The following is a 24,512-nucleotide window of genomic DNA, read 5'->3' as shown; positions in this document are numbered from 1 at the left end:
TCACAGTAATAAATAATCAAATAAATTTACAGATAAAACAAATCAATTCTCAATAAAAACAATCAAATCAATTCACAGGTAAGCATTTCATATTTCAGGAGTGATCACATGTTTCCAGAAATCAGGTTGAGAAGGTTGAGAAAAGGGAAGATCAGGGACCTTGTGCGTGAGACCACCTTATCCGTGGACGACCTGGTTATGCCCATTTTTGTGAATGAGAATATTGATTCCCCTGTTGAGATCTCTTCCATGCCGGGAATATACAATTTTCCCCTTTCTGAGGTTGCAAAAGAGGCAAAAGAGATTGCAGACCTCGGGATTCCGGCAGTGATCCTTTTCGGAGTCCCTGCATTCAAAGATGCCGAGGGCAGCACTTCCTGCGGGGAAAACGACGTGGTTCAGGAAGCTGTTAGGAGAATCAAAGCCGAACTTGGAAACAGGCTTGTTGTGATCACGGATATCTGCATGTGCGAATTCACAAGCCACGGCCACTGCGGAATAGTCGACTTTGAAACTCAGGAAGTCCTGAATGACCCCACCCTGGAAGTCCTGGGAAAAATTGCTGTCAGCCACGCAAGAGCCGGAGCAGATATGGTAGCTCCTTCAGGAATGATGGACGGGATGGTAGGTGCAATCCGTATGGCTCTTGACGCAAGCGGGTTTGAGAATATTCCTATTATGTCCTATGCCGCAAAATATCATTCCTGTTTCTACGGTCCTTTCAGAGAAGCTGCAGAATCCGGTTATTCCTTCGGGGACCGTTCAACCTATCAGATGGACCCTGCAAACAGTGACGAAGCTCTCAGGGAAGTAGCCCTTGATGTGGCAGAAGGTGCGGATATTCTTATGGTGAAGCCCGGGCTTCCGTATCTTGATATCGTGTACAGGGTCAAGAGCGAGTTCGGCATGCCAACAGCCGCATACAATGTGAGCGGGGAATATTCCATGATCAAAGCCGCAGCAGCCAGCGGCTGGATTGATGAGAAAAAGGCTATTTACGAGTCCCTTATCTCCATAAAAAGGGCAGGTGCGGATTTCATCATCACCTACTTTGCAAAGGATGCTGCTAGGATGCTGAAATAACAGCTTCTTCAGGCATTATTTTTTAAGGGGCTTCAGTCTGTTTTTTCCTTTCCTTTTACTTTTCATTTTTAAGCCTGCCTGTTAATTCTGCCTGTATAAGACCATCATAATTGCCTGTATGCTGTTATTATAATTGCCTCCATCAATAACTGCTTAATAGTGGAAGGCTCTGTTATATGGATAAATAAGAAGCATAGAAAAGAGAATCATCCAGATCCAGAGGCTCTCTATGATTCAAGAATTCCAGAGCCTCTTCGCTTTGATTTGATTTACTTACTCAATTTAAATTTGATTTACTTACTCAATTTAAATTTGATTTACTTACTAAATTAATCACTTACCCCTTTATCAAACGTTCAAATCTATCCGGTGAGAGTTCATGGTATCTGAGATTACACTTGAGAAGTCCAGACAGATGTATGAGAAAGCAAAAACCCTTATTCCGGGCGGGGTTAGCAGCCCGGTAAGAGCTATCAAGCCCTATCCTTTCTATACCGCTTCTGCTAATGGTTCGAAGATAAGGGACCTTGACGGAAACGAATATATTGACTACTGCCTTGCCTACGGACCTGCTATCCTCGGGCACAACCATCCTGTCATAAAAGAAGCAATCAGGCAGCAGCTTGACAGGGGATGGCTTTACGGGACCCCTACCGAGCTTGAAGTAACCCTTGCAGAAAAGGTTGCAAGCTACTATCCAAGCATTGACATGCTCCGTTTTGTGTCTACAGGTACGGAAGCGACTATGAGTGCCCTCCGCCTCGCACGCGGCTTTACGCGCAGGAACAAATTCATCAAGATTGAAGGCGGGTTTCACGGAGCTCATGACGCCGTGCTCGTAAAAGCAGGTTCAGGGGCAACAACCCTTGGAGAGCCTGATTCTCTGGGCATCCCTGCAGATTTCACGAAACACACCCTGCAGGCTCCTTATAATGATATTGAGACGATGACCTCGCTTGTGGAAAAGAACAGGGACGACCTTGCAGCAGTGATCATAGAACCTGTACTCGGAAATATAGGCCCTGTGCTGCCACTTCCGGGATACCTCGAAGAGCTCAGGAAACTCACGGAAGAAAACGATGTACTTCTCATTTTCGATGAAGTTATTACCGGTTTCAGGCTTGCTATGGGCGGGGCACAGGAATATTTCGGAGTCGTGCCTGACATGACCACTCTTGGAAAGATTGTGGGCGGAGGTCTTCCAATCGGTGTCTTCGGAGGAAAGCGTGAAATTATGGAAATGATTGCACCTTCCGGAGCTGTTTATCAGGCAGGTACATTCAGCGGTAGCCCATGTTCAGTGGCTGCTGGCATTGCCATGGTCGATTACCTGAATGAGGAAAATATTCATGCAAAGCTAAATTCAGCCGGCGATTATATGAGGGCTGCACTTTCGGAAATCGTTGAGGACGAAGGGCTTGACTACCACGTATGCGGAATAGCTTCCATGTTCAAGATCTTCTTCGGGGACGAGCCGCATAATTACCAGGAAGTCCTGAAGTGTGATAAAGAGGGTTACCTTGCTTTCTTCCACAGGATGCTTGCAAGCGGGGTTTTCCTGCCTCCTTCACAGTTTGAGACCAACTTCATATCAGCAGTCCACAGTGACGAGGATATTGAAAAGACCCTTGAAGCTTATTCGGAAAATCTCTGAGGGCTTACGTTCCTGAGGATTTGTCTTTCAGATTTATGTTTTAAAACGTTTGAGGATTCCACATGATAATAGGTACCCGGGGCAGCCAGCTTGCGCTTGCCCAGACCGAGAATGTTGCACGCCTCCTTAAAGAAAAAGGCGTTGAAACCAGTATTAAGATTATAAAAACCAGCGGTGACCGGTTTACTGACCGCCCTCTGCACGCCGTATCCGGAGGAGTCGGGGCTTTTGTCCGGGAACTGGATGATGTCATGCTTGCAGGGGAAATAGATATCGCAGTCCATTCCATGAAGGACATGCCCACAATCCGTCCTAAAGCGATTCCCACCGTTGCTGTCCTGAAGAGGGACACACCTTTTGATATTCTGCTCACATACGACGGGACTCCGCTTGACGAGCTTCCTGAACAGTCAATTATAGGCACAAGTTCCCTGAGAAGGACTGCCCAGATCAGGAGGTACAGGCCTGACATTATTACCCAGAACCTCAGAGGCAATATCGACACAAGGCTCAGAAAACTCAGGGAAGGTCAGTATGACGGGATTATGCTCGCGAAGGCAGGTCTTGAACGCATGGGCTGGGAGATTGAAGGGGAAATCCTTTCCCCTGACTTTTTCTGCCCTTCTCCTAACCAGGGCACGGTTGCAGTGGTAACAAGAGAAGGCACTGAAGCTGAAGCCGCAGTTTCCATGCTTGACCATACCGAGAGCAGGATTGTTACCGAAATCGAACGCATCCTTATCGCCGAGCTCGGAGGGGGATGTACAACTCCTGTGGGTTCGTATGCTGAAATTACACCTGACAGGCAGGAGATCCATGTCCGGGCTGAAGTCCTTTCTCTTGACGGCAGGGAAGCTATCAGGATCGACGAATTTATCCCCCTGCGCGGAGGAATTGAGAAAGCCAGGGAACTCGGGCACAGACTCGTGGAGATGGGCGGAAGGAGACTTGCTGAGGAAGCGCTCCTTCAGATTTCCAGAGGTGCCGATTCCGAAAATTCCTGTGATTATTGATGCAGAAACTGCCTGCGGGCAGGAAACGGAGTTATTTAATGTATACTCTTACCGGACTTAAATTAAAAAATCCCACTATTCTTGCAGCCGGGGTGCTCGGGACAACCGGGGCTTCCCTCTGCAGGGTCGCACGTGAAGGGGGAGCTGGTGCAGTTGTGACCAAATCCATAGGTCCTGCTCCCAAAACCGGTCATCCAAACCCGAGCATGATTGAGCTGGACTGCGGCTTTTTAAATGCCATGGGGCTTCCAAACCCTTCCTATCCCGGCTTCCTCCAGGAGCTGGAGTTTGCAAAAGAAAACTCTGATGCTCCGGTAATTGCAAGCATTTTCGGGGGCACCCCTTCCGAATTCGCTGAAGTTGCAGAGGGGCTGCTCCCGGCAAAGCCCGATGCTTTCGAACTTAACGTGAGCTGCCCCCATGCAGAGGGTTACGGGGCTGCAATAGGTTCCAACCCCTGCCTCGTTGAAGCAGTTACGGCGGCGGTAAAGGATGTTGTCAATGTACCTGTCTGGGTCAAGCTGACTCCCAATGTTGCGGACATTACATGCATTGGAAATGCAGCCGAGTCCGGGGGCGCGGACGCCGTTGTTGCGATCAACACGGTAAAGGGAATGGCTATTGACATTGAATCCGGGTACCCTGTGCTTGGAAACCGTTCAGGAGGGCTTTCGGGAAAAGCTGTTAAGCCCGTAGCAGTAAAATGTGTTTATGACCTTTTCACTGCCCTGGAAATCCCGGTAATCGGCGTGGGAGGAGTTTCTTCCTGGGAAGACGCTGTGGAAATGATAATGGCAGGTGCAGCCGCTGTTCAGGTTGGGTCTGCGGTATATGACAGGGTAGGTATATTCTCTGAAATAGGCAAAGGAATAGAAGCTTTCCTCAAAAGAAAAGGCTATTCTGATATAAAGAAAATTACAGGGCTTGCCCACGAGATGGTCTGATGCTTCCTCTTAATGCTACCATAACACAGATAATTGAAGAATCCCCTCTGATCAGGACTTTTTTCTTTGACCACAAATTTGAGGATATGGAGCCGGGCCAGTTTGTAATGGTCTGGGTCAGGGGTGTGGATGAGGTTCCCATGGGGCTCTCAAGAAATAATTCCATAACCGTCCAGAAAGTGGGAGAGGCGACTTCAAAGCTCTTTGAGTTAAAAGAAGGAGACTCTTTCGGGCTAAGGGGTCCTTTTGGAAAAGGTTTTACCCTTCCTGCAAAAGGAGAAAAGGTTCTTATTATAGCTGGCGGGGTCGGAGCTGCTCCTCTTTCACCGTATGCCGAAGCAGCTTTTGCGGCAGGTGCGGAAGTGAATACCGTTCTCGGGGCACGGAGTGAAGAGCACCTGCTTTTTGAAGGTCGTTTCGAAGCTCTCGGAACTGTTTATGTGTCTACTGATGACGGTTCAAAAGGATTTAAAGGGTTTGTGACTGATGTACTCAAAAACCTTGATGTTACATCCTATGACAGAATTGCGGTCTGCGGACCTGAAATAATGATGGCTTCGGTTTTCAGGTTCCTTGAAGAGAGAGAAGTGCTGGAAAAATCAGAGTTCAGCCTTCACCGTTATTTCAAATGCGGTATCGGGGTATGCGGGGCGTGCTGCATAGACAGGTCCGGCCTCAGGGTCTGCAAGGACGGGCCTGTGTTTTCCGGCACTCAGCTCATAGGTTCCGAGCTCGGGAAATACTCACGGGACGCCAGCGGGCGAAGAGTTAAAATTTAAGTTTGGATATATCCTCTTAAAAAATGAAAGAAAGCGGAGTGAAAGACCCGCAAAAATAGGATAAGGAAGGCGAAGATATGATTGGTAGGTTCAGGTCAGGAGATACCATTTTTTATGGAGAAATTGAAGGTGGGCGTGTTTATCCCAATGGAGGGACCTCTGCCGGGACGTTTGAACTTTCGGAACTTCGCGTTCTGCCCCCTTCCTTCCCTTCTAAAATTGTCTGTGTCGGCCTGAATTATAAGGATCATGCTGAAGAGTTTTCTATGGAAATCCCTGAATCCCCTGTCCTTTTTTTAAAGCCTCCTTCTGCGGTTATAGGGCATGGGGACAAGATCATTTACCCTGCATCCAGTACAAGGGTGGACTTTGAAGCCGAGCTTGCAGTCGTTATCGGAAAGCGCTGTAAAAACATTTCAGCCGAAAAAGCCGAGGATGTCATTGCAGGATATACCTGTTTTAATGACGTGACCGCACGTGACCTCCAGAGAAAAGACGGACAGTGGACAAGGGCAAAGAGCTTTGATACCTTTGCAGCCCTCGGGCCCTATATAGTATCTACGGAAGAATTTGATATCTCCGATGCAAAGATTTCCTGCAGGGTAAACGGGGAAACAAAACAGTCCTCAAGCACTTCAAACTTAATTTTTGACATTCCCTACCTTATTGAGTTCATCACCGAAATTATGACCCTGGAAGTGGGAGACGTTATAGCTACAGGAACACCCTCTGGAGTTGGAGAGCTCCACAGGGGGGACACAGTGGAAGTCGAGGTCCAGGGTATAGGAACACTTAGAAACGAGGTTGTCTGATGCTGCTCGAGAATATTGCAACCGAACTTGAACTTACGGAGCGCCACCTGATCGTGCTCAAAAAGGTAATTGAAGAAGGCCCCATAGGAATCCTTAAACTTGCAGAGGTTACCGGGATGCAGAACCATAAGGTGCGTTATTCCCTTCGAGTCCTTGAACAGGCAAATCTTATAAAACCTTCAGCTCAGGGAGCTGTTCCCGGGGATGCTGTCCATAAATTCCTGCAGAACTTCGAACAGGAAGTTAGTAAGATTGATGAAAAAGTGTCCCGGATAAGGGAGATTGAAGCTTCTATCCCGAAGTAAAGGCATTTACCTGAAAGTCCTTTCCGAACGATTTTTGCTCTCAGGCTCTTTCTCTGGAGTTCCTGGCTTCGGTGACTTTTTATAACCCAATTTACATGTTTTTCCGCAATTGTCCCTTTCAATATATCGGGGACTGTCCACCTCTGTGCGGATTATCCATTCAGTTAAAATTTATGATATTCTTATCGCCTCCGATTAAGATTTAATCAAGGTTTATTTCTGGAGAATTTTCTATGACCTTAAGTCCTGAAGATATTAAAATAATTGAAAAATACGCTCTTCAAAATGCTGTAAAATACGGAAAAGCCCCACAGCCCAAAGCTGTTATGGGTAAAGTTATGGGGGAATGTCCCCAGTTGAGGGCTGACCCCAGCGGGGTATCTGCTGCCCTTGAAAATATAGTTTCAGAAATTGCTAAAGGAAACCCTGAAGCCTGGGAAGCCCGCCTGTCGGAAATCGCTCCCGAGCTTATAGAGGCTCTGAGTGTAAAGAAAGAGCCTGACAAAGGCTTAAAACCTCTTGAGGGAGCCGAAACCGGTAAGGTTGTAATGCGCTTTGCCCCAAATCCCAACGGACCCGCAACCCTGGGAAGTTCAAGGGGAATGGTTGTCAATTCCGAGTATGTAAAAGTGTATAAAGGAAAGTTTATCCTGCGCTTTGATGACACTGACCCTGATATAAAGCGTCCCATGCTCGAAGCCTATGACTGGTACATGGACGACTTTAAATGGCTCGGGGTTGTGCCTGACCAGGTTGTACGTGCCTCTGACCGTTTCCCGATTTATTACGATTATGCAAGAAAACTGATTGAGATGGGAAAAGCCTATGTCTGTTTCTGTAAAGGAGAAGACTTCAAAAGGTTAAAAGACTCCAAAAAGGCCTGCCCTCACAGGGACACAGACCCTGAAGAAAACCTTATGCACTGGGAAAAGATGCTTGCCGGAGAATATGAAGACCAGCAGGCTGTTCTGCGCATAAAGACCGATATAGAGCACAAAGACCCTGCACTTCGGGACTGGGGAGCATTCAGGATTAGAAAAATGTCCCACCCACGCCCTGAGATTGGAAATAAATACATCGTCTGGCCCCTTCTGGACTTTGCAGGTGCTATCGAAGACCACGAGCTCGGTATGACCCACATCATCCGGGGTAAAGACCTTATCGACAGTGAAAAACGGCAGACATACATTTACAAATACTTCGGCTGGACATACCCGAAAACAACTCACTGGGGCAGGGTAAAGATCCATGAGTTCGGAAAGTTCAGCACAAGTACCCTGCGTAAAGCTATCGAATCCGGAGAATACAGCGGCTGGGACGACCCCCGCCTGCCGACAATAAGGGCAATCAGGCGCCGTGGAATTAGGGCTGAAGCTCTCAAAAAGTTCATGATAGAAATGGGAGTCGGGATGACCGATGTGAGCATCAGCATGGAATCTCTTTATGCCGAGAACCGCAAAATCGTGGACCCGGTTGCAAACCGCTATTTCTTTGTCTGGAACCCTGTGGAGCTTGAAATTGAAGGTATGAAACCTGTGGTCGCAAAGGTCCCCCGTCACCCAACAGACCATGCAAGAGGAATGAGGGAAATCTCTATCGAAAATAAGGTTCTTGTCTGTGCCGAGGACATTGAAAAGCTCAATGTAGGTTCTGTCCTCCGCTTAAAAGATCTCTGCAACGTTGAAATTACTTCCCTTTCCCCGCTGCGGGTTAAGCGCTCCGAAACCTCTCTCGAAGACCTCAAAAAAGCAAAAGGAAAAATCATCCACTGGGTGCCGGTTGATGGAATTCCTGTGAAAGTCTGCGGGCCAGAGGGCGATATCGAAGGGACAGGAGAACGCGGGATCGAGACCGAGCTTGATAATATTGTCCAGTTTGAACGCTTCGGTTTCTGCAGGATCGACGCCGTAGACGGAGAAAATGTCGTGGCGTACTTTGCTCACAAATGATCAGGGAAAGAAAACGGACAGAAAACTGCCCGTTCTTTTCTTTCTATCTCTTTTTTCCTGTCTTTTATTTCAGTTACTTTCTCCTCTTCAGGAAATAAGCCGCTCCGGCTGCCATTATTGCAAACCCGATTCCCGGTGCCGGGGTGCCGTTTTCAGAAGCTTCTGTTTCAGCAGTTTTATTTTCTTCCCCTTCTGGTCCGTTTTCTCCTGTCTGCTCGCCCGCGGGGTTTTCAGTCTCATTTACTTCCACGCCTCTGGTTTCCATGCCCAGTTCATAAGCTTCGGCATCCAGTTTGTTTTCAAGGGCAGTGACAGCGCTGGGAACTTTAGGGAAAAGCGGAGAGTTATCGGACCCGCCTCCATTTAACGTGTATGAGGCGTCACATATCCCATTGCTGTTTTTATCCTCGCAGGTCTCGCTGTAACCTGTGCCTTCAATGTCTGCCCAGAAGTTCCCGCCTATATAGGGCCCCCTTATAAGGTTTCTTTTGACTGTCAGGGTGCTCTGCCAGGTGTTGTCTGCATTTGCGGCGTTCTCTTCAATGTTTTCGGCGTTTTTAAAATAGTTATTAAAGAAAATGTTCCTGCTGCTTTCCTCAAGGGAGATTCCTGGCCCGTAGTTATAAGCAATAAGGTTGTCCTGAATAGTGTTTGATCTGGAGCTTTCGAGCCTTAATCCTGCTTCGTTCAGGGTTATTACGTTCCCGTTTATGTTATTACTCTCTGCATCCTGCAGGAGAATCCCGTATTTTGAATTTTGCGCTCTGTTATTATTGATAAAACAGCTGGTAGCTCCTGACAGTAAAATCCCTGCTTTTTCCGAGTCCTCTACCCCAAAACCGCTGAAAGTTACCCTTTCCCCGGTTATTTCTACGGGACTTTCTGCAGGGTCAGACGGCCTTACAATCGTATTTTCAGGGTTTCTCGAGTCAGACCAGATTCTTACCTGTTTGTCTATTTTGAGGTTTTCAACATAAGTTCCCGGGCTTACAAATATAGTGTCCCCTGCATTTGCAGCATCTACGGCAGCCTGAATTGTAGTATAGCCTTCTTCTGCTTCAGGGTCTACATGCAGGTTTGCTGCAGAAGCGGCAGAAGACATGCATATAACTGCCAGAATAAAGACAGTTGCTGTAATTTTTAATGCCTGTGAGCCCTTTTCTTTTATATTTTTCATATTTAGTTCCCCTTTTACTCTTCCATTTCTTTACAATCTCTTTGTTTTATCTTATCTTTTTAAAAGCCTTTAATCTTCTATTTTTCTCATTTCATCCTTTTTCCAGGAAAGGGTCTTATCTATTTTTCATAAATGAATCACGTTTATTTTTCAGAGATTATTCTTTCAATATTTTATTAGAAAAAAGATTCGTTTGAAATGATATATTTTTGGGACTCTAAATTCTGAACAATTATTCTTGAAAAGCTGGGGTTGAAAGACTAAAATAGCTTGCTGGTCTGGATCAGGCGGCTGCCGGGGGCAACTTACAAAACCGGAGCTTCAGATTAAAGGCTAAAACAGCTCCAGATTAAAGGTTAAAACTCTTGAAATCTAAAATCCTTAAAACCTAAAAACCTTATATCTGAATTGTTTTATTATTGTCTGAAATGGAGGCTTAAAATGGACGAGAAAATTGCGCCCCATCTTGAAGAGCTAACCAGGGCGCTTGGAGATCTTGAAAAAACCGGCATAAGGGCAGAATTTTATAAGCTTCTTGCTTTTCGCGTTTCGCCTGAGGTTGCAAAGGAGACTATACTCCGCAAGTTTGGTGGGAAAAGGAAAATCCTGAAAGTAAAGGACCTTTCAGCTTCCCTTAAGAATTTTGAAATAACGGGCAGGATCCTTGACATGGGAGAAAAAGCACTCCGCCCTCAGGAAGGAGTTCAGGACGGGCCTTCAAAACTGTATACAGGGATCCTTGCAGACGAAACGGGTTCTGTCATGTTTTCTTCCTGGAAAGAACTTCCGGGCTCTATCGGGGATGTAATTAATATCAAAAATGCCTATACCCGCCTCTGGCAGAACAGGATCAGGCTCTCTATCGGGGAACAGTCCCTGGTATCCGGGGTTTCCGACTCTTCCCTTCCAGGGCTATCCGAACTTTCTAAAACCCCTTTAAAGAAACTAATTGAAATAGGCTCTGCGGACTTTTCTGTAAGCACCACAGCCTGTGTACTCCAGCTTTCCCACAGGGAAGTCCCTGTCAGGGGCAAGCAATCAAAAGTAATTTCTGGTGTGCTCGCGGATGAGACTGCCAGGCTGCCTTTCACCGCCTGGGTTGAACTCCCCGGAATTGATATTGGGAGCATAATCAGGATAGAAGGAGCCCAGATCCGCATGTTCAGAGGCATGCCTTCTATTAATTTTATAAGCAGCACCAGAATCTCTCCAGTACCTGCTGAAGAAGCTGAAAAGCTTGCCTTTACTTTCGAATCCTCTTCAAAAGACCCTTCCCCTATAAAAATTGAAGAAATAGCCTCAAGGGACAGCATGTTCGATGTGGTTACTGCAGGTAATATCGTCTCCGTCAGGCCGGGCTCGGGGATAATTTCACGATGTCCCGAATGCAGCCGTGTCATTCAAAAATCAAACTGCAGGGTGCACGGCAGGGTGGAGGGCATAAGGGATATGCGGATTAAAGCCGTTCTGGACGACGGTACAGGGGCGATGTCGGTTATGTTTCCAAGGGAACTCGCAGAAATTATATACGGGAAGACACTTGAAGAAGCTGAACAGCTAATGTTTTCCGACATTTCTAAAGACGCTGTTTACGAAGACCTCAGGCGTTTCCTTACAGGCCGCTACCTGGCAGTTCGCGGGAATTCCTCAAATGGAGAATATGGAGCCTCTTTTGTTGCGGAAAATGCCTGGGTGCCTGAAGATGATCTTGCTGTCAGGGTTGTTGAACTGCTGCGCAGGCTCGGGCCGGATGAAGGAGAACAGAGCTCAGAAGTTTCCAGGGAAGGGATAAGCTTTGCTTAAACGTGAAATTGCAAAGAGGGTTTTTGCAAAGGAATTTGAAGCCTGCAGGGAACTTGATAAATCCGAAAGACCTGCGTCCGAAACAGCCGACTCAAAATCCCCAAACCTTCTTATCAGCCCTCTTGGTCTTATTCTCAACCGCGTTTTTGCAGTCGGAGTGCTTACGGAACTTGACAGCATAGGCTTGCAGAACGAAATGTGGAAAGCCAGGATAGTTGATCCTACAGGGGCTTTTACGGTATATGCAGGGCAGTTCCAGCCTGATGCTTCTATCTTCTTTTCAACGGTCCAGGTACCTGCTTTCATAGCACTCACGGGAAAAGCCCGGATTTACGAACCTGAACCAGGCTCGGTTTTTGTTTCTATCAGGGCAGAAGAAGCGAATGTAGTGGATGAAGAGATACGCAACAGGTGGGTTGTTGATACCGCGGAGCAGACCACTGACAGGCTTGAGGCTTTTTCTGATGCACTTGCAAGCGGATACCGCGGAGAAATACTCGGGGAATGCCTGCTAGAGAGGGGGATTTCCGAAGAGCTTGCCGAAGGGATTTCCATTGCCCTTGAAAGGGAACGAGCCCCGCAGGAATTTGCAAAGCAGCTAAAGGCTTCTATTCGGGAAGGGCTTAAATCTCTTAATCTTGAATCCGAAGATAATGAAGAAGCCAAGGCTGACCAGAAAGAGTTTGTACTTGAACTGCTCAGGGAAATGGGAGGAGGCAAAGGAATTGATTATTCCGCTTTTGTAGACGCTGCAGTTTCAAGAGGTATACCCGAGGAGCTGGTGGAAGAAGTCGTCCGCTCTCTTCTTGCAGGGGGGCAGTGCTACGAGCCGAAAATAGGTATCATAAGGCTTGTAGGTTAACCTGGAGAAAAGACTTTACAGGCTTTAGAAGTGAAGAATTCAGGTCTAAAAACATGTGATAACGCTTAAGTGTGATTAAGTTGATTGGTATTCTTTGTTAAAATTTAGCATCTCATGTTTATCGTATTTATCTGGAGAAATTGACATGAAAGTATTGGTCAGCGACTCACTCTCCAACGAAGGGTTGGAGATCCTAAAAGAACATTTTGATATTGATGTCTGCACCGGGCTCTGTGAAGATGAGCTGGTGGAAAAGATCAAAGGCTACGACGCCCTTGTAATACGCAGCGGTACCCAGGTTACTCAGAGAATAATCGAGGCTGCTGACAACCTGAAGATTATCGGAAGGGCAGGGGTCGGAGTCGACAATGTGGATGTGGATGCAGCCACAAAGAAAGGTATCATCGTGGCCAACGCTCCCGAAGGGAACATGATCTCGGCAGCAGAGCACACAATTGCCATGATGATGTCAATGTCGAGGAATATCCCTCAGGCCAACGCTTCCCTGAAAGCCAGGGAATGGAAGCGCAATAAGTTCATGGGCGTTGAGGTCAAGGGAAAGACCCTGGGAGTTATAGGTCTCGGAAGAATTGGGTCTGAAGTCGCAAAGAGAGCTGCAGGGCTTGAAATGAACCTCATGGGATATGACCCCTTCATCTCCGAGAAGCGGGCTATGGAACTTGGAGTCAAGCTGGCTACAGTTAACGAAATCGCAAAAGAGGCTGACTACATAACAGTACATACCCCACTTATCAAGGAAACCAGAAACATTCTTGACGACGAGCAGTTCGCCCTTATGAAGAAAGGAGTCCGGGTTCTTAACTGCGCCCGCGGAGGCATTATCAACGAAGAAGCCCTTGCAAGAGCCCTTGAAAGCGGCAAGGTAGGCGGCGCAGCCATTGACGTTTTTGTCGAAGAGCCTCCTTTCTCCAGCCCTCTTCTTAACTTTGACAATGTTATCGTAACTCCCCACCTCGGTGCCTCTACACAGGAAGCTCAGGTTAATGTTGCAATCGACATTGCAAAGGAAGTTGTTTCCGTCCTTACAGGCGGGTCTGCAAAGAACGCAATCAATATCCCCTCCGTAAAGCCTGAAGCTATGGCAGTCCTTGCCCCGTATATAAGGCTTTCAGAACTCATGGGCAAAATTGCAGGGCAGCTTGTGGACAGCAATTATGAAAAGGTAGAAATTGCATACAACGGGGAAATCTCCGGAAAAGATACCAGACCACTTACAGTTTCTGCTCTCAAAGGGCTGCTTGAAATGGCTGTTGGGTCCGGGGTAAATTATGTCAACGCTCCAATCCTTGCGAAGTCCAGAAAAATCGCAGTGGTAGAAAGCAAGTCTGAATCTGCGGAAGAGTATTCTTCCACTGTCAGTATCAGGCTCTCCAGCGGAGAATCTACAAAAATGGTCGCAGGAACCGTTGTTGGGGATGAGCCCAAGATAGTTTCCATCGATGATGACAAGGTAGATATCTTCCCGGCTGGTCGTATGATTTTTGCCAAACATATAAACAAACCGAACGTTATCGGTCCCTGTTGCATGGTCCTTGGGAAAAACAATATCAACATTTCAGGCATGCAGGTTGGCAGGTCGGAAGTCGGAGGCGTGACCATGATGGTTCTTAATGTCGACACCGATGTTTCCGATGCTATCCTTGATGAGGTCAGGCAGGTTCCGGGCATCCTTAATGCCAAGCTTGTAACCCTCTGAATCCATTGAGAAAATGCAGTAAGGATAATTCCAGAAAAATGCTTCATTCCGGTACGGGTTTAATGAGTCTGTGCCGGAGACTTTTACTTTTTCCCGGAATTTTTCCGAATCTTAAACTGCACTCAAAAAGGGGCTACATACTACTATTCCGGAAAGGCTGCGTACTGCTGCATACTACTACATTACTATAATATCACTATACTGAAGTTGCCAGTTGTTTTTCGAGGCTCATTAATGGAAGAACTTAAACACGTTGTTTCAGCTCCTTTTAAGAAAAATCTTGCAGCTTCCCTTACGGAAAAGGACTTCGAGTTTTCCCTCGCTTTCGACCTGAAATGGTTTTCTCCGAAAATAGCTTCCGAAGTGAAGGCACGTGCCCTTGAATCAGGGCTGCTTTCCATGAAGGAAGGTGTAATTGTGCCCTGTTTTGATGTTGAAAGTGTCCGGCTCCCTCATGCTTTCAAGCCTCCTGAGAATTTTCTTGAGCTCAAAGAAAAACCCGGAAAACCCGTAAGTGCAGGGACCCATGAAGTAACTGTAGAAATATTGGACTCACACAACAGTTCCATACGTCCGCAACAGGGAAGAAATTTCCTTTGAACAGATCCTCGATTTTATTTCCGCAGATGCCGGAATAAACAAACAGAGGCTTGTCTCCGAGATCAATTCCATGCAGGAACGCCTCTCTTATCTTGTGGATATCAGGGTAGTTGCACTTATTGTGGCAAAGAAGTTCGGATGCAATATAGAAAGGATACACGAAAAGGTTTCCAGAACTGTTCTTGGCTTTTCCGATTACGCATAATCTTTATGTACTAGAAATGTTATTCACATCATACCAATCCGACTACTCGCTTGATATTTAATTTACTGCCTCAGGCTTCTGAGCTGCGGCAGTCATGCGATGTTCGAACGCGATAGGGATTTTTTCCGCGTGAGTGAGATTCAATAAATCTTGCGGAGGAACATACATTGGGTAAAAAATCACTGGTAAAACTAACAAGAAAAACGAATCCAAGAATCGTTTCCCTGATTCTTACCCTGAAAGATAGGGCAAATGTAGATTCTGCCCCGATCTGGAAGGATATTGCGAAACGTCTTGAGGCGCCGTCCAGAAACTATGCGGCTGTGAATATAAGCAAGATCAACAGGCACACTGCTGAGAATGATGTCCTGCTTGTCCCTGGTAAGGTTCTGGGTGCAGGTCTTCTTGATCATCCTGTTACCGTTGCGGCTGTAACATTCAGCGAATCTGCTGTTGAAAAGATCACTGAAGCCGGCGGCAAGTGCCTGAGTGTTGAAGAGATCATGGAAGCAAATCCAAAAGGGTCCGGTATCCGGATATTCCGCTGAGGTGACGAAGATGACGGTTATCGATGCAAAAGGGCTTATTCTGGGGCGTCTTGCAAGTTCAGTTGCAAAACAGTTGCTTTCAGGAGACGAAAAGGTTTATATCATAAATGCCGAAAAAGCCATCATTTCTGGCTCAAGGGCAGCCACTCTCAGAGAATACCGGGAAACCCGGGATAGGGGTGCAACGGAATTCGGGCCTTACTTCCCGAAGCGTCCGGACCGCATTCTGAAGAGGACTATTCGTGGCATGCTGCCCTATAAGAGAGCAAGAGGCAGAGACGCAATGTCCAGGCTCAAAGTCTATGTAGGTGTCCCCTACGAACTTAAGGGCGCTGAGACAACCACCATCGCAGATGCCGACATGAGGCTTCTGAGTTCTAACAAGTACGTAGAGCTTGGTGAAGTGAGCCAGAAAATGGGTTCAAAGTTCTAATGGGTGAGTCCTCATGGTCAAAGTAATTAATTCATCTGGAAAGCACAAGACTGCAACTGCACGTGCAACAGTTATGAAAGGTACCGGTAAGGTCAGGATCAACAAAATTCCGCTCGAGCTCTATACTCCTGAGCTTGCAATGATGAAAATCTCAGAGCCTCTGCTTATTGCAGGAAAGGATGTTGTTTCCGGACTCGACATCAATGTTGATGTGCGCGGCGGCGGAATCGTTGGGCAGGCTAATGCAGTAAGGACTGCAGTTGCTCGTGGTATTGTGGAATGGACAAACGACACAACCATCAGAGACAACTTTGCAGCCTACGACCGCAATTTACTTGTAAGCGATTCCAGGCAGAAAGAAGCCAAAAACTTTGGTGGACCTGGAGCTAGGTCTAAATATCAGAAATCTTACAGGTAAGGAAAGTTATGATCCCAGTCCGATGTTTCTCATGTGGAAAAGTAATCTCTAACTATTGGGATGAGTACAAAAGACGCGTCACCGATGGCGAAGACGCTGCTGCAGTGCTGGATGATCTCGGGATCACCCGCTACTGCTGCCGCAGAATGTTCCTCAGCCATGTCGAACTTATTGACGTGCTTTCACCGTACCAGTAAGGGACCGTAGGGTAGCTTGGTCCATCCTTCGGCGTTCGGGACGCCGGAACCTGAGTTCGAATCTCAGCGGTCCCATTTTCCCTTTCAAGGGTACTGGTTTTAAGGTGTGTACTGAATATGTCAAATTTATCATGCTTCTCGATTATCGGAACTCATCGGAGCGTTTTTAAGTTTAAGGGTGATCTGTTGGTCAAGGAAAATTATACCCGGTTCGAGCGTGCACGAATTGTAGGTGCAAGAGCATTGCAGATTGCAATGGGGGCTCCTGTCCTGGTTGAAGATGACGGGCGGCTGGACCCCCTGGGTGTAGCCATTGAAGAGTTGAAGGCCGGAGTTATTCCTATAACGGTTAAACGTAAAAAAAGCTAAAAACGTAATTGGGATACTTTCAGACGCTGAATGAATTTTATTGTTGATTCTATATATTATGAGGTGACTTTATGGAGGAAATTGAGCAGACAGGGCAGGAGGAAACCGGAGCACAGCCTTTGCCTGAAGAGAATGTCGTGGCTGAAGCAAAACCTGCACCTGAAAAGGAAGCCGCAGTAAAGACCGAATCTGTACCTGTAGCTGACGACGAAGCAGCTTCCGCTAAAGAAGGGTCCACATCCCTTGTATCTATTGACGAATACCTTGCAGCAGGTGTTCACATCGGAACCCAGCAGAAGACTCAGGATATGATGCGCTTCGTATACAGGGTCAGAACTGATGGGTTATACGTTCTTGATATCCAGTCAACAGACGAAAGGATCAGAGTTGCATCAAAACTGCTTTCTCACTACGATCCTTCCAGAATCCTTGTGGTATCTTCAAGGCAGTATGGTCAGCACCCTGCAAGAATGTTCTCAAGGGCACTTGGCACAAGAGCAATGCTCGGAAGGTTTATCCCGGGTTCCCTTACAAACCCTCAGATCCACGGTTTCTTTGAGCCGGATGTTATTATCGTAACCGACCCGGCAGGAGATGCCCAGGTCCTGAAGGAAGCTTCAAGCATTGGAGTACCGGTTATAGCACTCTGTGACACCAACAACCTGACCTCAAATGTGGACCTTGTGATTCCGACCAATAACAAGGGTAGAAAAGCACTTTCTCTTGTTTACTGGCTGCTTGCAAGGGAAGTTTCCAGACTCAATAACACTCCCTTCAATTACGAGATGACAGATTTCGAAACTCCGCTCTAATTTCGGGGCATCCGTCCTGCATACTGCAAGGGTTTATAAAAATTGCCCATATCTTATATTATGGGTGATTGGAAATGAGACAGCCAGCAGTTGCAGGGCAGTTCTATCCCCTGCGTTGTGAAAATCTGGAAAACGAACTTAAACGGTGTTTCGAAGGACTTGAGATCCGGGAACAGGAAGTCCTGGGAGCTGTTTGCCCGCATGCCGGGTATATGTATTCCGGGAAAGTGGCTGCACATGTTTATGCGACTCTTCCTGAAGCCGATACCTATGTTATTTTTGGTCCCAACCATACCGGTTATGGTTCACCAGTATCAGTATCCAGGGAAACGTGGAAAACCCCACTTGGAAATATTGATGTTGACCTCGAACTCGCCGATGGATTTCTCGGAAGTATCGTTGATGCGGATGAACTCGGGCATAAATACGAACATTCTATTGAAGTCCAGCTTCCTTTCCTTCAGTACCGCTTCGAGCGGGATTTTAAAATCCTTCCTATCTGCATGGGCATGCAGGATGAAGAAACTGCAGTTGAGGTCGGAAACCTTCTTGCCGACCTTATTTCCGAAAGTGGTAAACGTGCAGTCATAATAGCGTCCAGTGATTTTACTCACTACGAGACTGCCGAACGTGCAAAGGAGATAGATTCCGAGGTCATAGACTCTATTCTGAATTTTGATATTTCAGGCATGTATGACAGGCTTTACAGAAGAAATGCTTCTGTCTGCGGATACGGGCCCATTACTGCAATGCTTACTGCTTCCAAAAAACTCGGTGGGTCACGGGCTACTCTGCTCAAATACGCAAATAGTGGCGATGTTTCCGGGGATAAGGACGCTGTTGTCGGGTACGCTGCAATTATTGTGGAATAACTGAAAAATGCCAGCAGGTTCAGGAAAAACAGGGGAAATTTTGATTGTCAGAATAATTCCGGGATAAAGGCGGGCAGGGATAGGTTTTTTTATACTATTTTTACTTTTACTCATAGATACCCGTTCAGGGGTAAGGTTAATTACTTAACGTGCTCAAATTCAGCAAAATTGAAAAACTGTTGAGGAATAATATGGTTTCATGTTCTGCGCCCGGGAAAATCTATCTTTTCGGAGAACATGCGGTTGTTTACGGAGAAACCGCAATAGCGTGTGCAGTAGAGTTAAGGACCCGGGTGCGGGCGGAGTTAAATGACTCCATAACTATCCAGTCTCAGATCGGCAGGACAGGTCTTGATTTTGAAAAACATCCCTATGTCTCTGCAGTGATTGAAAAAATGAGAAAATCTATCCCCATAAATGGTGTTTTTTTAACTGTTGATTCCGACATTCCTGTTGGGTCAGGGCTCGGCTCATCTGCTGCTGTTACGATTGCAAGCATAGGAGCTCTCAACGAACTTTTCGGATTCGGGCTTTCGCTTCAGGAAATTGCGAAACTGGGGCATGAAATTGAGATAAAAGTTCAGGGTGCAGCGAGCCCTACTGACACCTATGTTTCTACTTTCGGAGGAGTCGTTACCATCCCTGAAAGGAGAAAGCTTAAGACTCCTGACTGTGGAATTGTTATAGGGGACACCGGAGTTTTTTCTTCTACAAAAGAGCTTGTGGCAAACGTCAGGCAGCTCCGCGAAAGTTACCCTGATCTTATCGAACCTCTTATGACTTCTATTGGCAAAATCTCCAGAATCGGTGAGCAACTTGTACTTTCCGGGGACTATGCTTCTATTGGCAGGCTTATGAATGTAAATCAGGGACTGCTTGATGCACTTGGAGTTAATATCCTTGAGCTTTCACAGCTTATCTATTCTGCAAGGGCAGCAGGAGCTTTCGGGGCAAAAATTACTGGAGCGGGAGGCGGTGGTTGTATGGTTGCGCTAACTGCACCGGAGAAATGTAATCAGGTAGCGGAAGCCATTGCAGGTGCGGGGGGCAAAGTGACCATTACAAAACCTACGGAACAGGGGTTGAAGGTCGATTGAGCCGGATTAATCGGAAGGTTTTTCCTGTAAAATAAGATTGCTTTTATTCCCATCTTTTCATCATTATTGTTGCAGAAATCATGATATCTGACTATAATTGAGAGTTATTTATAAAAAGGTGTCAAGTGATAATATGAATGCTTCAAACGAACCTGTTATCCTTAAACTCGGAGGCAGCGCCATTACAGACAAAGGTGCGTATGAAGGGGTTGTAAAAGAGGCTGACCTTCTCAGGATTGCGCAGGAAGTTTCAGGCTTCAGGGGAAAAATGATTGTGGTCCACGGAGCCGGGTCTTTCGGGCACACCTATGCCAAAAAATACGGGCTTGACAGGACATTTGATCCCGAAGGGGCGATCGTAACCCATGAATCCGTGAAAAAACTCGCTTCAAAAGTAGTGGGTGCCCTGAACAGTTTCGGAGTCAGGGCTATTGCCGTGCACCCAATGGACTGTGCCGTGTGCAGAAACGGGAGGATAGAGACCATGTACCTTGACAGCATAAAACTCATGCTCGAAAAGGGCCTTGTCCCTGTACTTCATGGGGATGTTGCTATGGACATAGAACTGGGGACCTGCATCCTTTCCGGGGACCAGATTGTTCCCTATCTGGCAAAGGAACTCGGGATTTCCAGGCTCGGCCTGGGTTCGGCTGAGGACGGAGTGCTTGATATGGAAGGAAAACCGGTGCCTGAAATAACTCCCGAAACGTTTGAGGAATTTAGACACTGCATCGGAGGTTCGGGAAGTACTGATGTTACAGGCGGGATGCTTGGGAAGGTTCTGGAACTCCTTGAACTCAGCAAAAATTCTAGTATCACCTCCTATATATTCAATGCAGGAAAAGCGGATAATATTTACAGGTTCTTGAATGGGGAATCCATAGGGACCAGGATCAGTCCGGATAAAAGGGTATGAAGCATGATTAACACCACCTCCAGGCGAAAGATAGAACACCTTAAGCTCTGCGCTGAAAGCCCGGTTGAGGCCAGGCAGGTCAGTGCTGGCTTTGAAGATGTAACCCTCATTCACAGGGCGCTTCCGGAATTAAATATGGATGAGCTTGACCTCTCTGTGGATTTTCTTGGAAAACGCATTAAAGCTCCGTTTTTAATTGCATCAATTACAGGAGGGCACCCTGATACTATCCCTGTAAATGCTGCACTTGCGGCTGCAGCCGAAGAACTGGGAGTCGGAATAGGGGTAGGAAGCCAGAGGGCTGCAATTGACGACCCTTCTCAGGAAGACTCATTCAGGGTTGTCAGGGATGAAGCACCTGATGCTTTTGTCTACGGAAACGTCGGAGCTGCCCAGATCCGCCAGTACGGTGTTGAAGGGGTCGAAAAACTCATTGAAATGATCGACGCTGATGCCCTTGCAATTCACCTAAATTTCCTTCAGGAAGCAGTCCAGCCCGAGGGCGACAGGGATGCTACCGGCTGCCTGGATATGATCACTGAAATATGTTCCCAGATCAAAACCCCGGTGATCGTGAAAGAAACGGGAGCAGGCATTTCCAGGGAAGACGCTCTTCTCTTCCAGAAAGCAGGAGTCTCTGCAATTGATGTCGGAGGAGCTGGCGGCACAAGCTGGGCAGGGGTTGAGGTTTACAGGGCAAAAGAAAGCAGGGATTCGGTTTCCGAACGCCTCGGGGAACTTTTCTGGGACTTCGGAATTCCTACTGTTGCCAGCCTGATAGAGTCAAGGGTTTCTCTCCCCCTAATCGCAACCGGCGGCATAAGAAACGGGCTTGACATTGCAAAGTCCGTCGCTCTCGGAGCCAGTGCGGCAAGTGCTGCCCTGCCGTTTGTAGGGCCTTCCCTTGAAGGGAAAGAATCGGTTGTCAGAGTGCTTTCCTGCATGCTTGAAGAATTCAAAGCTGCGATGTTTCTCTGTGGCTGTGGAAATATAAAGGACCTGCATAACTCCCCGGTTGTCGTTACAGGGTGGACACGCGAATACCTTGAACAGCGCGGTTTTAATGTAAAAGACCTTTCTTTACCGGGGAACGCTCTTTAATTTAAGGAACAGGAAAAAACACTTATCCCTTCCTTTATCATATCCCGTATGACCCAAAACAGATTTATCCGATCACAAATTATTCAATTACAGTTTTACTAGATTACAGATTATTCTATGATAACGTTTATAGGTAAAATGGCAGTAATGTCTCAAAATAAAATAGATAAAATCAGCCAGGATTTGCCTGGACCGGTCAGGCTGATTCGGGACTAATTCAGTATTGATGCAAAAATGGCTGGTTTATAATTTAATAAGGGAAAAAGTAATTAGCTTTGTTTCCCCTTAGTATACCGGAAGAGTAAAAGAATGCCTTTTTTAAGGTTTATGTAATGAAATCCTCAGCTGGATATAAATTTCCCGGGATAAAAACCTTAGAAATGTTAACCGGGGCTATTTTCCCCTGAAAACTGCTCCTTAAAAATCATCGATTATGGGATTAATTCAAATAATTAGTCCTGTAAGGCCTCTATTAGAGATTAATTCCCTCAAATAATCCCTCAGCTATCATTTAAGGAATTAATATCAAGAGTCACTTCTCACATTTACTGAATCAGGAACCATTCGCAAATTAACCGAAATAAAAATCAATTGCAAAAATCATTCAGCAGATAGTTACTTTAATTTCGTGCTGAATCAGGAGAATACTTGCGTAAAAGGAAATGATCAGAAGTATAAAGAAAGTTATTGGAATAAAAATGAATGAATGAATTAATGAATGAATGAATGAATTAATGAATGAATGAATTAATCTAAAATTAAAATGTTTTGTAATAAGTATAACTCAATTTATAATAACTTTAAAATGTTTTATGCTGGATATAAATCAATTTATGATAAATTTAATATGCGTTGTAATAAATATAAAACATTTTATAAAAAAATAAAATGTTGAAGTGGAATAAGCTCCTGGAATGTGGAATAATAAACCGCTGGAATATACAAAATAGTTTAGCAAAGTCATTTAAATATAGAAGTTTACCCTTAATCTGAAGCTGTCTGGAAACAGGCTTTTTGAGAATAGTTGTTACCAGGGAAAGATTCTGAAAGAGTACAGGGCAGAATCAGGACATATTTTCCTGAAGGTTCTGGAGATTCCCCTGAGAATCCTGGCTACATGAGAACAGGACAGTAAGGACAGGATAGTAAATAGTTTCCAAAGTTTCAGGCAGGTTAAAATATTTGTATACTGAAACAAATATATATTTAAAGTGTATTCTTCTGCTAGGAAATGCAGCCTGATGCACCTGATCAAGGAGGGGACTTCTTTAAGGGTATATGAAGTAAATTTTAGAAGTGACTTTTCTAAAAAGATGATTCCATATCATAATTTCCATTATTATTCCATGCTTTTGCATCACGCGTTTACATTCATGCTCATTGGTATAAGACCGTCACCGAATCTGTTTTTGAGGTTTCGGTTTTTACAAGGATAAGATATTCAAATTAAATAAGAGGTTAAAAAATATGACTGAAATAGGTATTGTTGCAGTCGGCGGCTATAATGAAATGGGCCGCAATATGACTGCCATAATTATAGGTGAAGATATTGTCATTCTTGATATGGGGCTCAGGCTCGACAGGGTCCAGATCCATGAGGACGTTGAGATTGACAAAATGCATTCTCTTGAACTGATCGAGATGGGTGCAATTCCTGATGATACTATCATGAAAGAAATCAACGGGACTGTGAGGGCGATCGTCTGTACTCACGGGCACCTTGACCATATAGGTGCGATTCCGAAGCTTGCCCACAGGTATAACGCCCCTATACTTGCTACCCCCTATACTGCAGCTATTATCAGGCAGCAGATAGAGTCCGAGCGTAAGTTTGAGGTTTGCAACAGGGTTATCCCTCTGCAGGCAGGCGGGACCTACCAGGTTACGGAAGATATTTCCATAGAGTTCATCAGGGTCCAGCACAGCATTATCGACTGTGTACTTGCAGCCGTACACACTCCGGCAGGTGCTGTCCTGTATGCCTGTGACTTCAAGCTGGACAGGACTCCGACAATGGGAGAAGCTCCTGACTTTGACCGCTTCAAATCCCTCGGGAAGGAAGGGGTTATTGCAATGATCACGGAGAGCACTAATGCCGGGCGCTCAGGCAAGACTCCCTCGGAACAGATAGCAAAAGACATGGTAAGGGATGTCCTGCTCGGAACTGAGGAATCAGGTGTCGGGATGATTGTTACAACCTTTGCTTCCCATATTGCCAGGCTTAAAGCGATTATCGAGGCTGCCGAAGAGATGGGCAGAATTCCTGTGCTTATGGGCCGCTCCATGGAACGCTATGTGGGTGCTGCCAGGGACATCGGTTATCTTGATCTTCCCTCGAATGTTGAGATTTACGGTACAAGAAAAGATGTCGACAGGGCATTTAAGCGCATCATGCAGGAAGGCAAAAACAAATACCTGCCTATCGTCACAGGACACCAGGGAGAGCCGGGTTCCATTCTTGTGAGGGTCGCAAACGGGGAAACTCCGTATACTATTGACCCCGGGGACAGGATTATTTTCTCTGCAAATGTAATCCCGAGCCCGATGACTCAGGCTAACCGCTACGCCCTTGAGACCAAACTCAGGATGAAGGGCGGGAGGATCTATGATGATGTCCATGTATCAGGCCACGCTTATAGGGAAGACCACTGGGAGCTTCTTCGCATGGTGAATCCCGAACATGTGATTCCTGCTCATGGAGACATGGAGATGCATGGGCATTACATCGAAATGGCAGAAGATGCGGGGTATGTACTCGGAGATACCGTACACCTTCTCAGAAATGGCGAAGTGTTACATATAGAGGAGTAACTCTATAATGAAAATCCCGTGTTCTTGTGATGCTT

Annotated in this window: 25 protein-coding genes and 1 tRNA gene; 25 read left to right on the top strand and 1 reads right to left on the bottom strand. The window is 46.2% G+C overall.

Annotation, left to right across the window (positions count from 1 at the left end; genetic code table 11):
• The first annotated feature begins 108 nt into the window (after positions 1 to 108).
• The 8 genes from hemB to MSMAS_RS15570 all read left to right on the top strand — a co-directional run bounded on the left by hemB (position 109) and on the right by MSMAS_RS15570 (position 8,539).
• Positions 109 to 1,083, top strand: a complete 975-nt coding sequence (hemB, locus tag MSMAS_RS15605) for a porphobilinogen synthase (RefSeq protein WP_011033682.1) — start codon at positions 109 to 111, stop codon at positions 1,081 to 1,083.
• A 379-nt stretch (positions 1,084 to 1,462) separates the two neighbouring features.
• A complete protein-coding gene (hemL, locus tag MSMAS_RS15600) occupies positions 1,463 to 2,737 on the top strand; it encodes a glutamate-1-semialdehyde 2,1-aminomutase (protein WP_011033683.1) in 1,275 nt (424 codons plus the stop codon).
• A gap of 62 nt (positions 2,738 to 2,799) precedes the next feature.
• Positions 2,800 to 3,750 carry a hydroxymethylbilane synthase gene (gene hemC, locus MSMAS_RS15595; RefSeq protein WP_048036256.1) on the top strand — a complete coding sequence of 317 codons (951 nt, stop codon included), beginning with the start codon at positions 2,800 to 2,802 and terminating at the stop codon, positions 3,748 to 3,750.
• Between the two features lie 38 nt (positions 3,751 to 3,788).
• Complete coding sequence (locus MSMAS_RS15590) at positions 3,789 to 4,694, top strand: dihydroorotate dehydrogenase (protein ID WP_011033685.1); 906 nt, start codon at positions 3,789 to 3,791, stop codon at positions 4,692 to 4,694.
• Complete coding sequence (locus MSMAS_RS15585) at positions 4,694 to 5,473, top strand: dihydroorotate dehydrogenase electron transfer subunit (protein WP_011033686.1); 780 nt, start codon at positions 4,694 to 4,696, stop codon at positions 5,471 to 5,473. The genes MSMAS_RS15590 and MSMAS_RS15585 overlap by 1 nt, the downstream gene beginning before the upstream one ends.
• 77 nt (positions 5,474 to 5,550) lie before the next feature.
• Complete coding sequence (locus tag MSMAS_RS15580) at positions 5,551 to 6,285, top strand: fumarylacetoacetate hydrolase family protein (protein WP_011033687.1); 735 nt, start codon at positions 5,551 to 5,553, stop codon at positions 6,283 to 6,285.
• Positions 6,285 to 6,590, top strand: coding sequence for a hypothetical protein (locus MSMAS_RS15575; protein ID WP_011033688.1), 306 nt, complete (start codon positions 6,285 to 6,287; stop codon positions 6,588 to 6,590). The genes MSMAS_RS15580 and MSMAS_RS15575 overlap by 1 nt, the downstream gene beginning before the upstream one ends.
• A 233-nt stretch (positions 6,591 to 6,823) precedes the next feature.
• A complete protein-coding gene (locus MSMAS_RS15570; protein ID WP_011033689.1) occupies positions 6,824 to 8,539 on the top strand; it encodes a glutamate--tRNA ligase in 1,716 nt (571 codons plus the stop codon).
• Between the two features lie 73 nt (positions 8,540 to 8,612).
• Here the strand turns inward: MSMAS_RS15570 and MSMAS_RS15565 are convergent, their stop codons facing one another.
• The gene (locus MSMAS_RS15565) at positions 8,613 to 9,716 is read right to left on the bottom strand and encodes a right-handed parallel beta-helix repeat-containing protein (protein ID WP_011033690.1); all 1,104 of its coding nucleotides are present in this window, start codon (positions 9,714 to 9,716) and stop codon (positions 8,613 to 8,615) included.
• A 441-nt stretch (positions 9,717 to 10,157) separates the two neighbouring features.
• On the opposite strand from MSMAS_RS15565, the gene MSMAS_RS15560 reads away from it, so the two are divergent.
• The 17 genes from MSMAS_RS15560 to MSMAS_RS15485 all read left to right on the top strand — a co-directional run bounded on the left by MSMAS_RS15560 (position 10,158) and on the right by MSMAS_RS15485 (position 24,477).
• Positions 10,158 to 11,519 carry a Single-stranded DNA binding protein gene (locus tag MSMAS_RS15560; RefSeq protein ID WP_011033691.1) on the top strand — a complete coding sequence of 454 codons (1,362 nt, stop codon included), beginning with the start codon at positions 10,158 to 10,160 and terminating at the stop codon, positions 11,517 to 11,519.
• A complete protein-coding gene (locus MSMAS_RS15555) occupies positions 11,512 to 12,381 on the top strand; it encodes an RPA family protein (RefSeq protein ID WP_011033692.1) in 870 nt (289 codons plus the stop codon). Before MSMAS_RS15560 ends, MSMAS_RS15555 begins: the two co-directional genes overlap by 8 nt.
• A 145-nt stretch (positions 12,382 to 12,526) precedes the next feature.
• Positions 12,527 to 14,098 carry a phosphoglycerate dehydrogenase gene (gene serA / locus MSMAS_RS15550; RefSeq protein ID WP_015412066.1) on the top strand — a complete coding sequence of 524 codons (1,572 nt, stop codon included), beginning with the start codon at positions 12,527 to 12,529 and terminating at the stop codon, positions 14,096 to 14,098.
• A 234-nt stretch (positions 14,099 to 14,332) separates the two neighbouring features.
• Positions 14,333 to 14,698, top strand: coding sequence for a DUF2240 family protein (locus MSMAS_RS19055; RefSeq protein ID WP_155395387.1), 366 nt, complete (start codon positions 14,333 to 14,335; stop codon positions 14,696 to 14,698).
• Complete coding sequence (locus MSMAS_RS19050) at positions 14,688 to 14,903, top strand: DUF2240 family protein (RefSeq protein ID WP_155395386.1); 216 nt, start codon at positions 14,688 to 14,690, stop codon at positions 14,901 to 14,903. Before MSMAS_RS19055 ends, MSMAS_RS19050 begins: the two co-directional genes overlap by 11 nt.
• A gap of 167 nt (positions 14,904 to 15,070) precedes the next feature.
• Complete coding sequence (locus tag MSMAS_RS15540) at positions 15,071 to 15,451, top strand: 50S ribosomal protein L18e (protein WP_011033695.1); 381 nt, start codon at positions 15,071 to 15,073, stop codon at positions 15,449 to 15,451.
• A 10-nt stretch (positions 15,452 to 15,461) separates the two neighbouring features.
• Entirely contained in the window at positions 15,462 to 15,884 is a 423-nt protein-coding gene (locus MSMAS_RS15535) for a 50S ribosomal protein L13 (protein WP_011033696.1), read from the top strand.
• Positions 15,885 to 15,897: 13 nt separating this feature from the next.
• Complete coding sequence (locus tag MSMAS_RS15530; protein WP_011033697.1) at positions 15,898 to 16,302, top strand: 30S ribosomal protein S9; 405 nt, start codon at positions 15,898 to 15,900, stop codon at positions 16,300 to 16,302.
• A gap of 8 nt (positions 16,303 to 16,310) precedes the next feature.
• The gene (locus tag MSMAS_RS15525; RefSeq protein WP_011033698.1) at positions 16,311 to 16,499 is read left to right on the top strand and encodes a DNA-directed RNA polymerase subunit N; all 189 of its coding nucleotides are present in this window, start codon (positions 16,311 to 16,313) and stop codon (positions 16,497 to 16,499) included.
• Positions 16,500 to 16,574: transfer RNA gene (locus MSMAS_RS15520), tRNA-Pro, on the top strand. It abuts the gene before it with no gap.
• A gap of 111 nt (positions 16,575 to 16,685) precedes the next feature.
• A complete protein-coding gene (locus MSMAS_RS15515; RefSeq protein WP_048036261.1) occupies positions 16,686 to 16,868 on the top strand; it encodes a DNA-directed RNA polymerase subunit K in 183 nt (60 codons plus the stop codon).
• A gap of 71 nt (positions 16,869 to 16,939) precedes the next feature.
• A complete protein-coding gene (rpsB, locus tag MSMAS_RS15510) occupies positions 16,940 to 17,680 on the top strand; it encodes a 30S ribosomal protein S2 (protein ID WP_015412069.1) in 741 nt (246 codons plus the stop codon).
• Between the two features lie 68 nt (positions 17,681 to 17,748).
• Positions 17,749 to 18,552, top strand: coding sequence for an MEMO1 family protein (locus MSMAS_RS15505; protein WP_011033701.1), 804 nt, complete (start codon positions 17,749 to 17,751; stop codon positions 18,550 to 18,552).
• A 191-nt stretch (positions 18,553 to 18,743) separates the two neighbouring features.
• On the top strand, positions 18,744 to 19,649 hold the full coding sequence (locus MSMAS_RS15500) for a mevalonate kinase (protein WP_048036269.1): 906 nt from the start codon (positions 18,744 to 18,746) through the stop codon (positions 19,647 to 19,649).
• Positions 19,650 to 19,782: 133 nt separating this feature from the next.
• A complete protein-coding gene (locus MSMAS_RS15495; RefSeq protein WP_011033703.1) occupies positions 19,783 to 20,565 on the top strand; it encodes an isopentenyl phosphate kinase in 783 nt (260 codons plus the stop codon).
• 3 nt (positions 20,566 to 20,568) lie between these two features.
• Positions 20,569 to 21,666 carry a type 2 isopentenyl-diphosphate Delta-isomerase gene (fni, locus tag MSMAS_RS15490; RefSeq protein WP_015412072.1) on the top strand — a complete coding sequence of 366 codons (1,098 nt, stop codon included), beginning with the start codon at positions 20,569 to 20,571 and terminating at the stop codon, positions 21,664 to 21,666.
• A gap of 1,467 nt (positions 21,667 to 23,133) precedes the next feature.
• Positions 23,134 to 24,477, top strand: a complete 1,344-nt coding sequence (locus MSMAS_RS15485) for an RNase J family beta-CASP ribonuclease (RefSeq protein WP_048046789.1) — start codon at positions 23,134 to 23,136, stop codon at positions 24,475 to 24,477.
• Positions 24,478 to 24,512 lie beyond the last annotated feature (35 nt).

The sequence above is a fragment of the Methanosarcina mazei S-6 genome (assembly GCF_000970205.1).
Classification (GTDB): domain Archaea; phylum Halobacteriota; class Methanosarcinia; order Methanosarcinales; family Methanosarcinaceae; genus Methanosarcina; species Methanosarcina mazei.
The sequence above is the reverse complement of the archived record's forward strand: the minus strand, read 5'-3'. Positions and strand labels throughout refer to the sequence as shown.

Excerpts from the sequence above, each read along its gene's own strand:
- hemB (WP_011033682.1), top strand. The coding sequence starts at position 109 with ATGTTTCCAGAAATCAGGTTGAGAAGGTTGAGAAAAGGGAAGATCAGG.
- hemL (WP_011033683.1), top strand. The coding sequence starts at position 1,463 with ATGGTATCTGAGATTACACTTGAGAAGTCCAGACAGATGTATGAGAAA.
- hemC (WP_048036256.1), top strand. The coding sequence starts at position 2,800 with ATGATAATAGGTACCCGGGGCAGCCAGCTTGCGCTTGCCCAGACCGAG.
- MSMAS_RS15590 (WP_011033685.1), top strand. The coding sequence starts at position 3,789 with ATGTATACTCTTACCGGACTTAAATTAAAAAATCCCACTATTCTTGCA.
- MSMAS_RS15585 (WP_011033686.1), top strand. The coding sequence starts at position 4,694 with ATGCTTCCTCTTAATGCTACCATAACACAGATAATTGAAGAATCCCCT.
- MSMAS_RS15580 (WP_011033687.1), top strand. The coding sequence starts at position 5,551 with ATGATTGGTAGGTTCAGGTCAGGAGATACCATTTTTTATGGAGAAATT.
- MSMAS_RS15575 (WP_011033688.1), top strand. The coding sequence starts at position 6,285 with ATGCTGCTCGAGAATATTGCAACCGAACTTGAACTTACGGAGCGCCAC.
- MSMAS_RS15570 (WP_011033689.1), top strand. The coding sequence starts at position 6,824 with ATGACCTTAAGTCCTGAAGATATTAAAATAATTGAAAAATACGCTCTT.
- MSMAS_RS15565 (WP_011033690.1), bottom strand. The coding sequence starts at position 9,716 with ATGAAAAATATAAAAGAAAAGGGCTCACAGGCATTAAAAATTACAGCA.
- MSMAS_RS15560 (WP_011033691.1), top strand. The coding sequence starts at position 10,158 with ATGGACGAGAAAATTGCGCCCCATCTTGAAGAGCTAACCAGGGCGCTT.
- serA (WP_015412066.1), top strand. The coding sequence starts at position 12,527 with ATGAAAGTATTGGTCAGCGACTCACTCTCCAACGAAGGGTTGGAGATC.
- MSMAS_RS19055 (WP_155395387.1), top strand. The coding sequence starts at position 14,333 with ATGGAAGAACTTAAACACGTTGTTTCAGCTCCTTTTAAGAAAAATCTT.
- MSMAS_RS15535 (WP_011033696.1), top strand. The coding sequence starts at position 15,462 with ATGACGGTTATCGATGCAAAAGGGCTTATTCTGGGGCGTCTTGCAAGT.
- MSMAS_RS15530 (WP_011033697.1), top strand. The coding sequence starts at position 15,898 with ATGGTCAAAGTAATTAATTCATCTGGAAAGCACAAGACTGCAACTGCA.
- MSMAS_RS15525 (WP_011033698.1), top strand. The coding sequence starts at position 16,311 with ATGATCCCAGTCCGATGTTTCTCATGTGGAAAAGTAATCTCTAACTAT.
- rpsB (WP_015412069.1), top strand. The coding sequence starts at position 16,940 with ATGGAGGAAATTGAGCAGACAGGGCAGGAGGAAACCGGAGCACAGCCT.
- MSMAS_RS15500 (WP_048036269.1), top strand. The coding sequence starts at position 18,744 with ATGGTTTCATGTTCTGCGCCCGGGAAAATCTATCTTTTCGGAGAACAT.
- MSMAS_RS15495 (WP_011033703.1), top strand. The coding sequence starts at position 19,783 with ATGAATGCTTCAAACGAACCTGTTATCCTTAAACTCGGAGGCAGCGCC.
- fni (WP_015412072.1), top strand. The coding sequence starts at position 20,569 with ATGATTAACACCACCTCCAGGCGAAAGATAGAACACCTTAAGCTCTGC.
- MSMAS_RS15485 (WP_048046789.1), top strand. The coding sequence starts at position 23,134 with ATGACTGAAATAGGTATTGTTGCAGTCGGCGGCTATAATGAAATGGGC.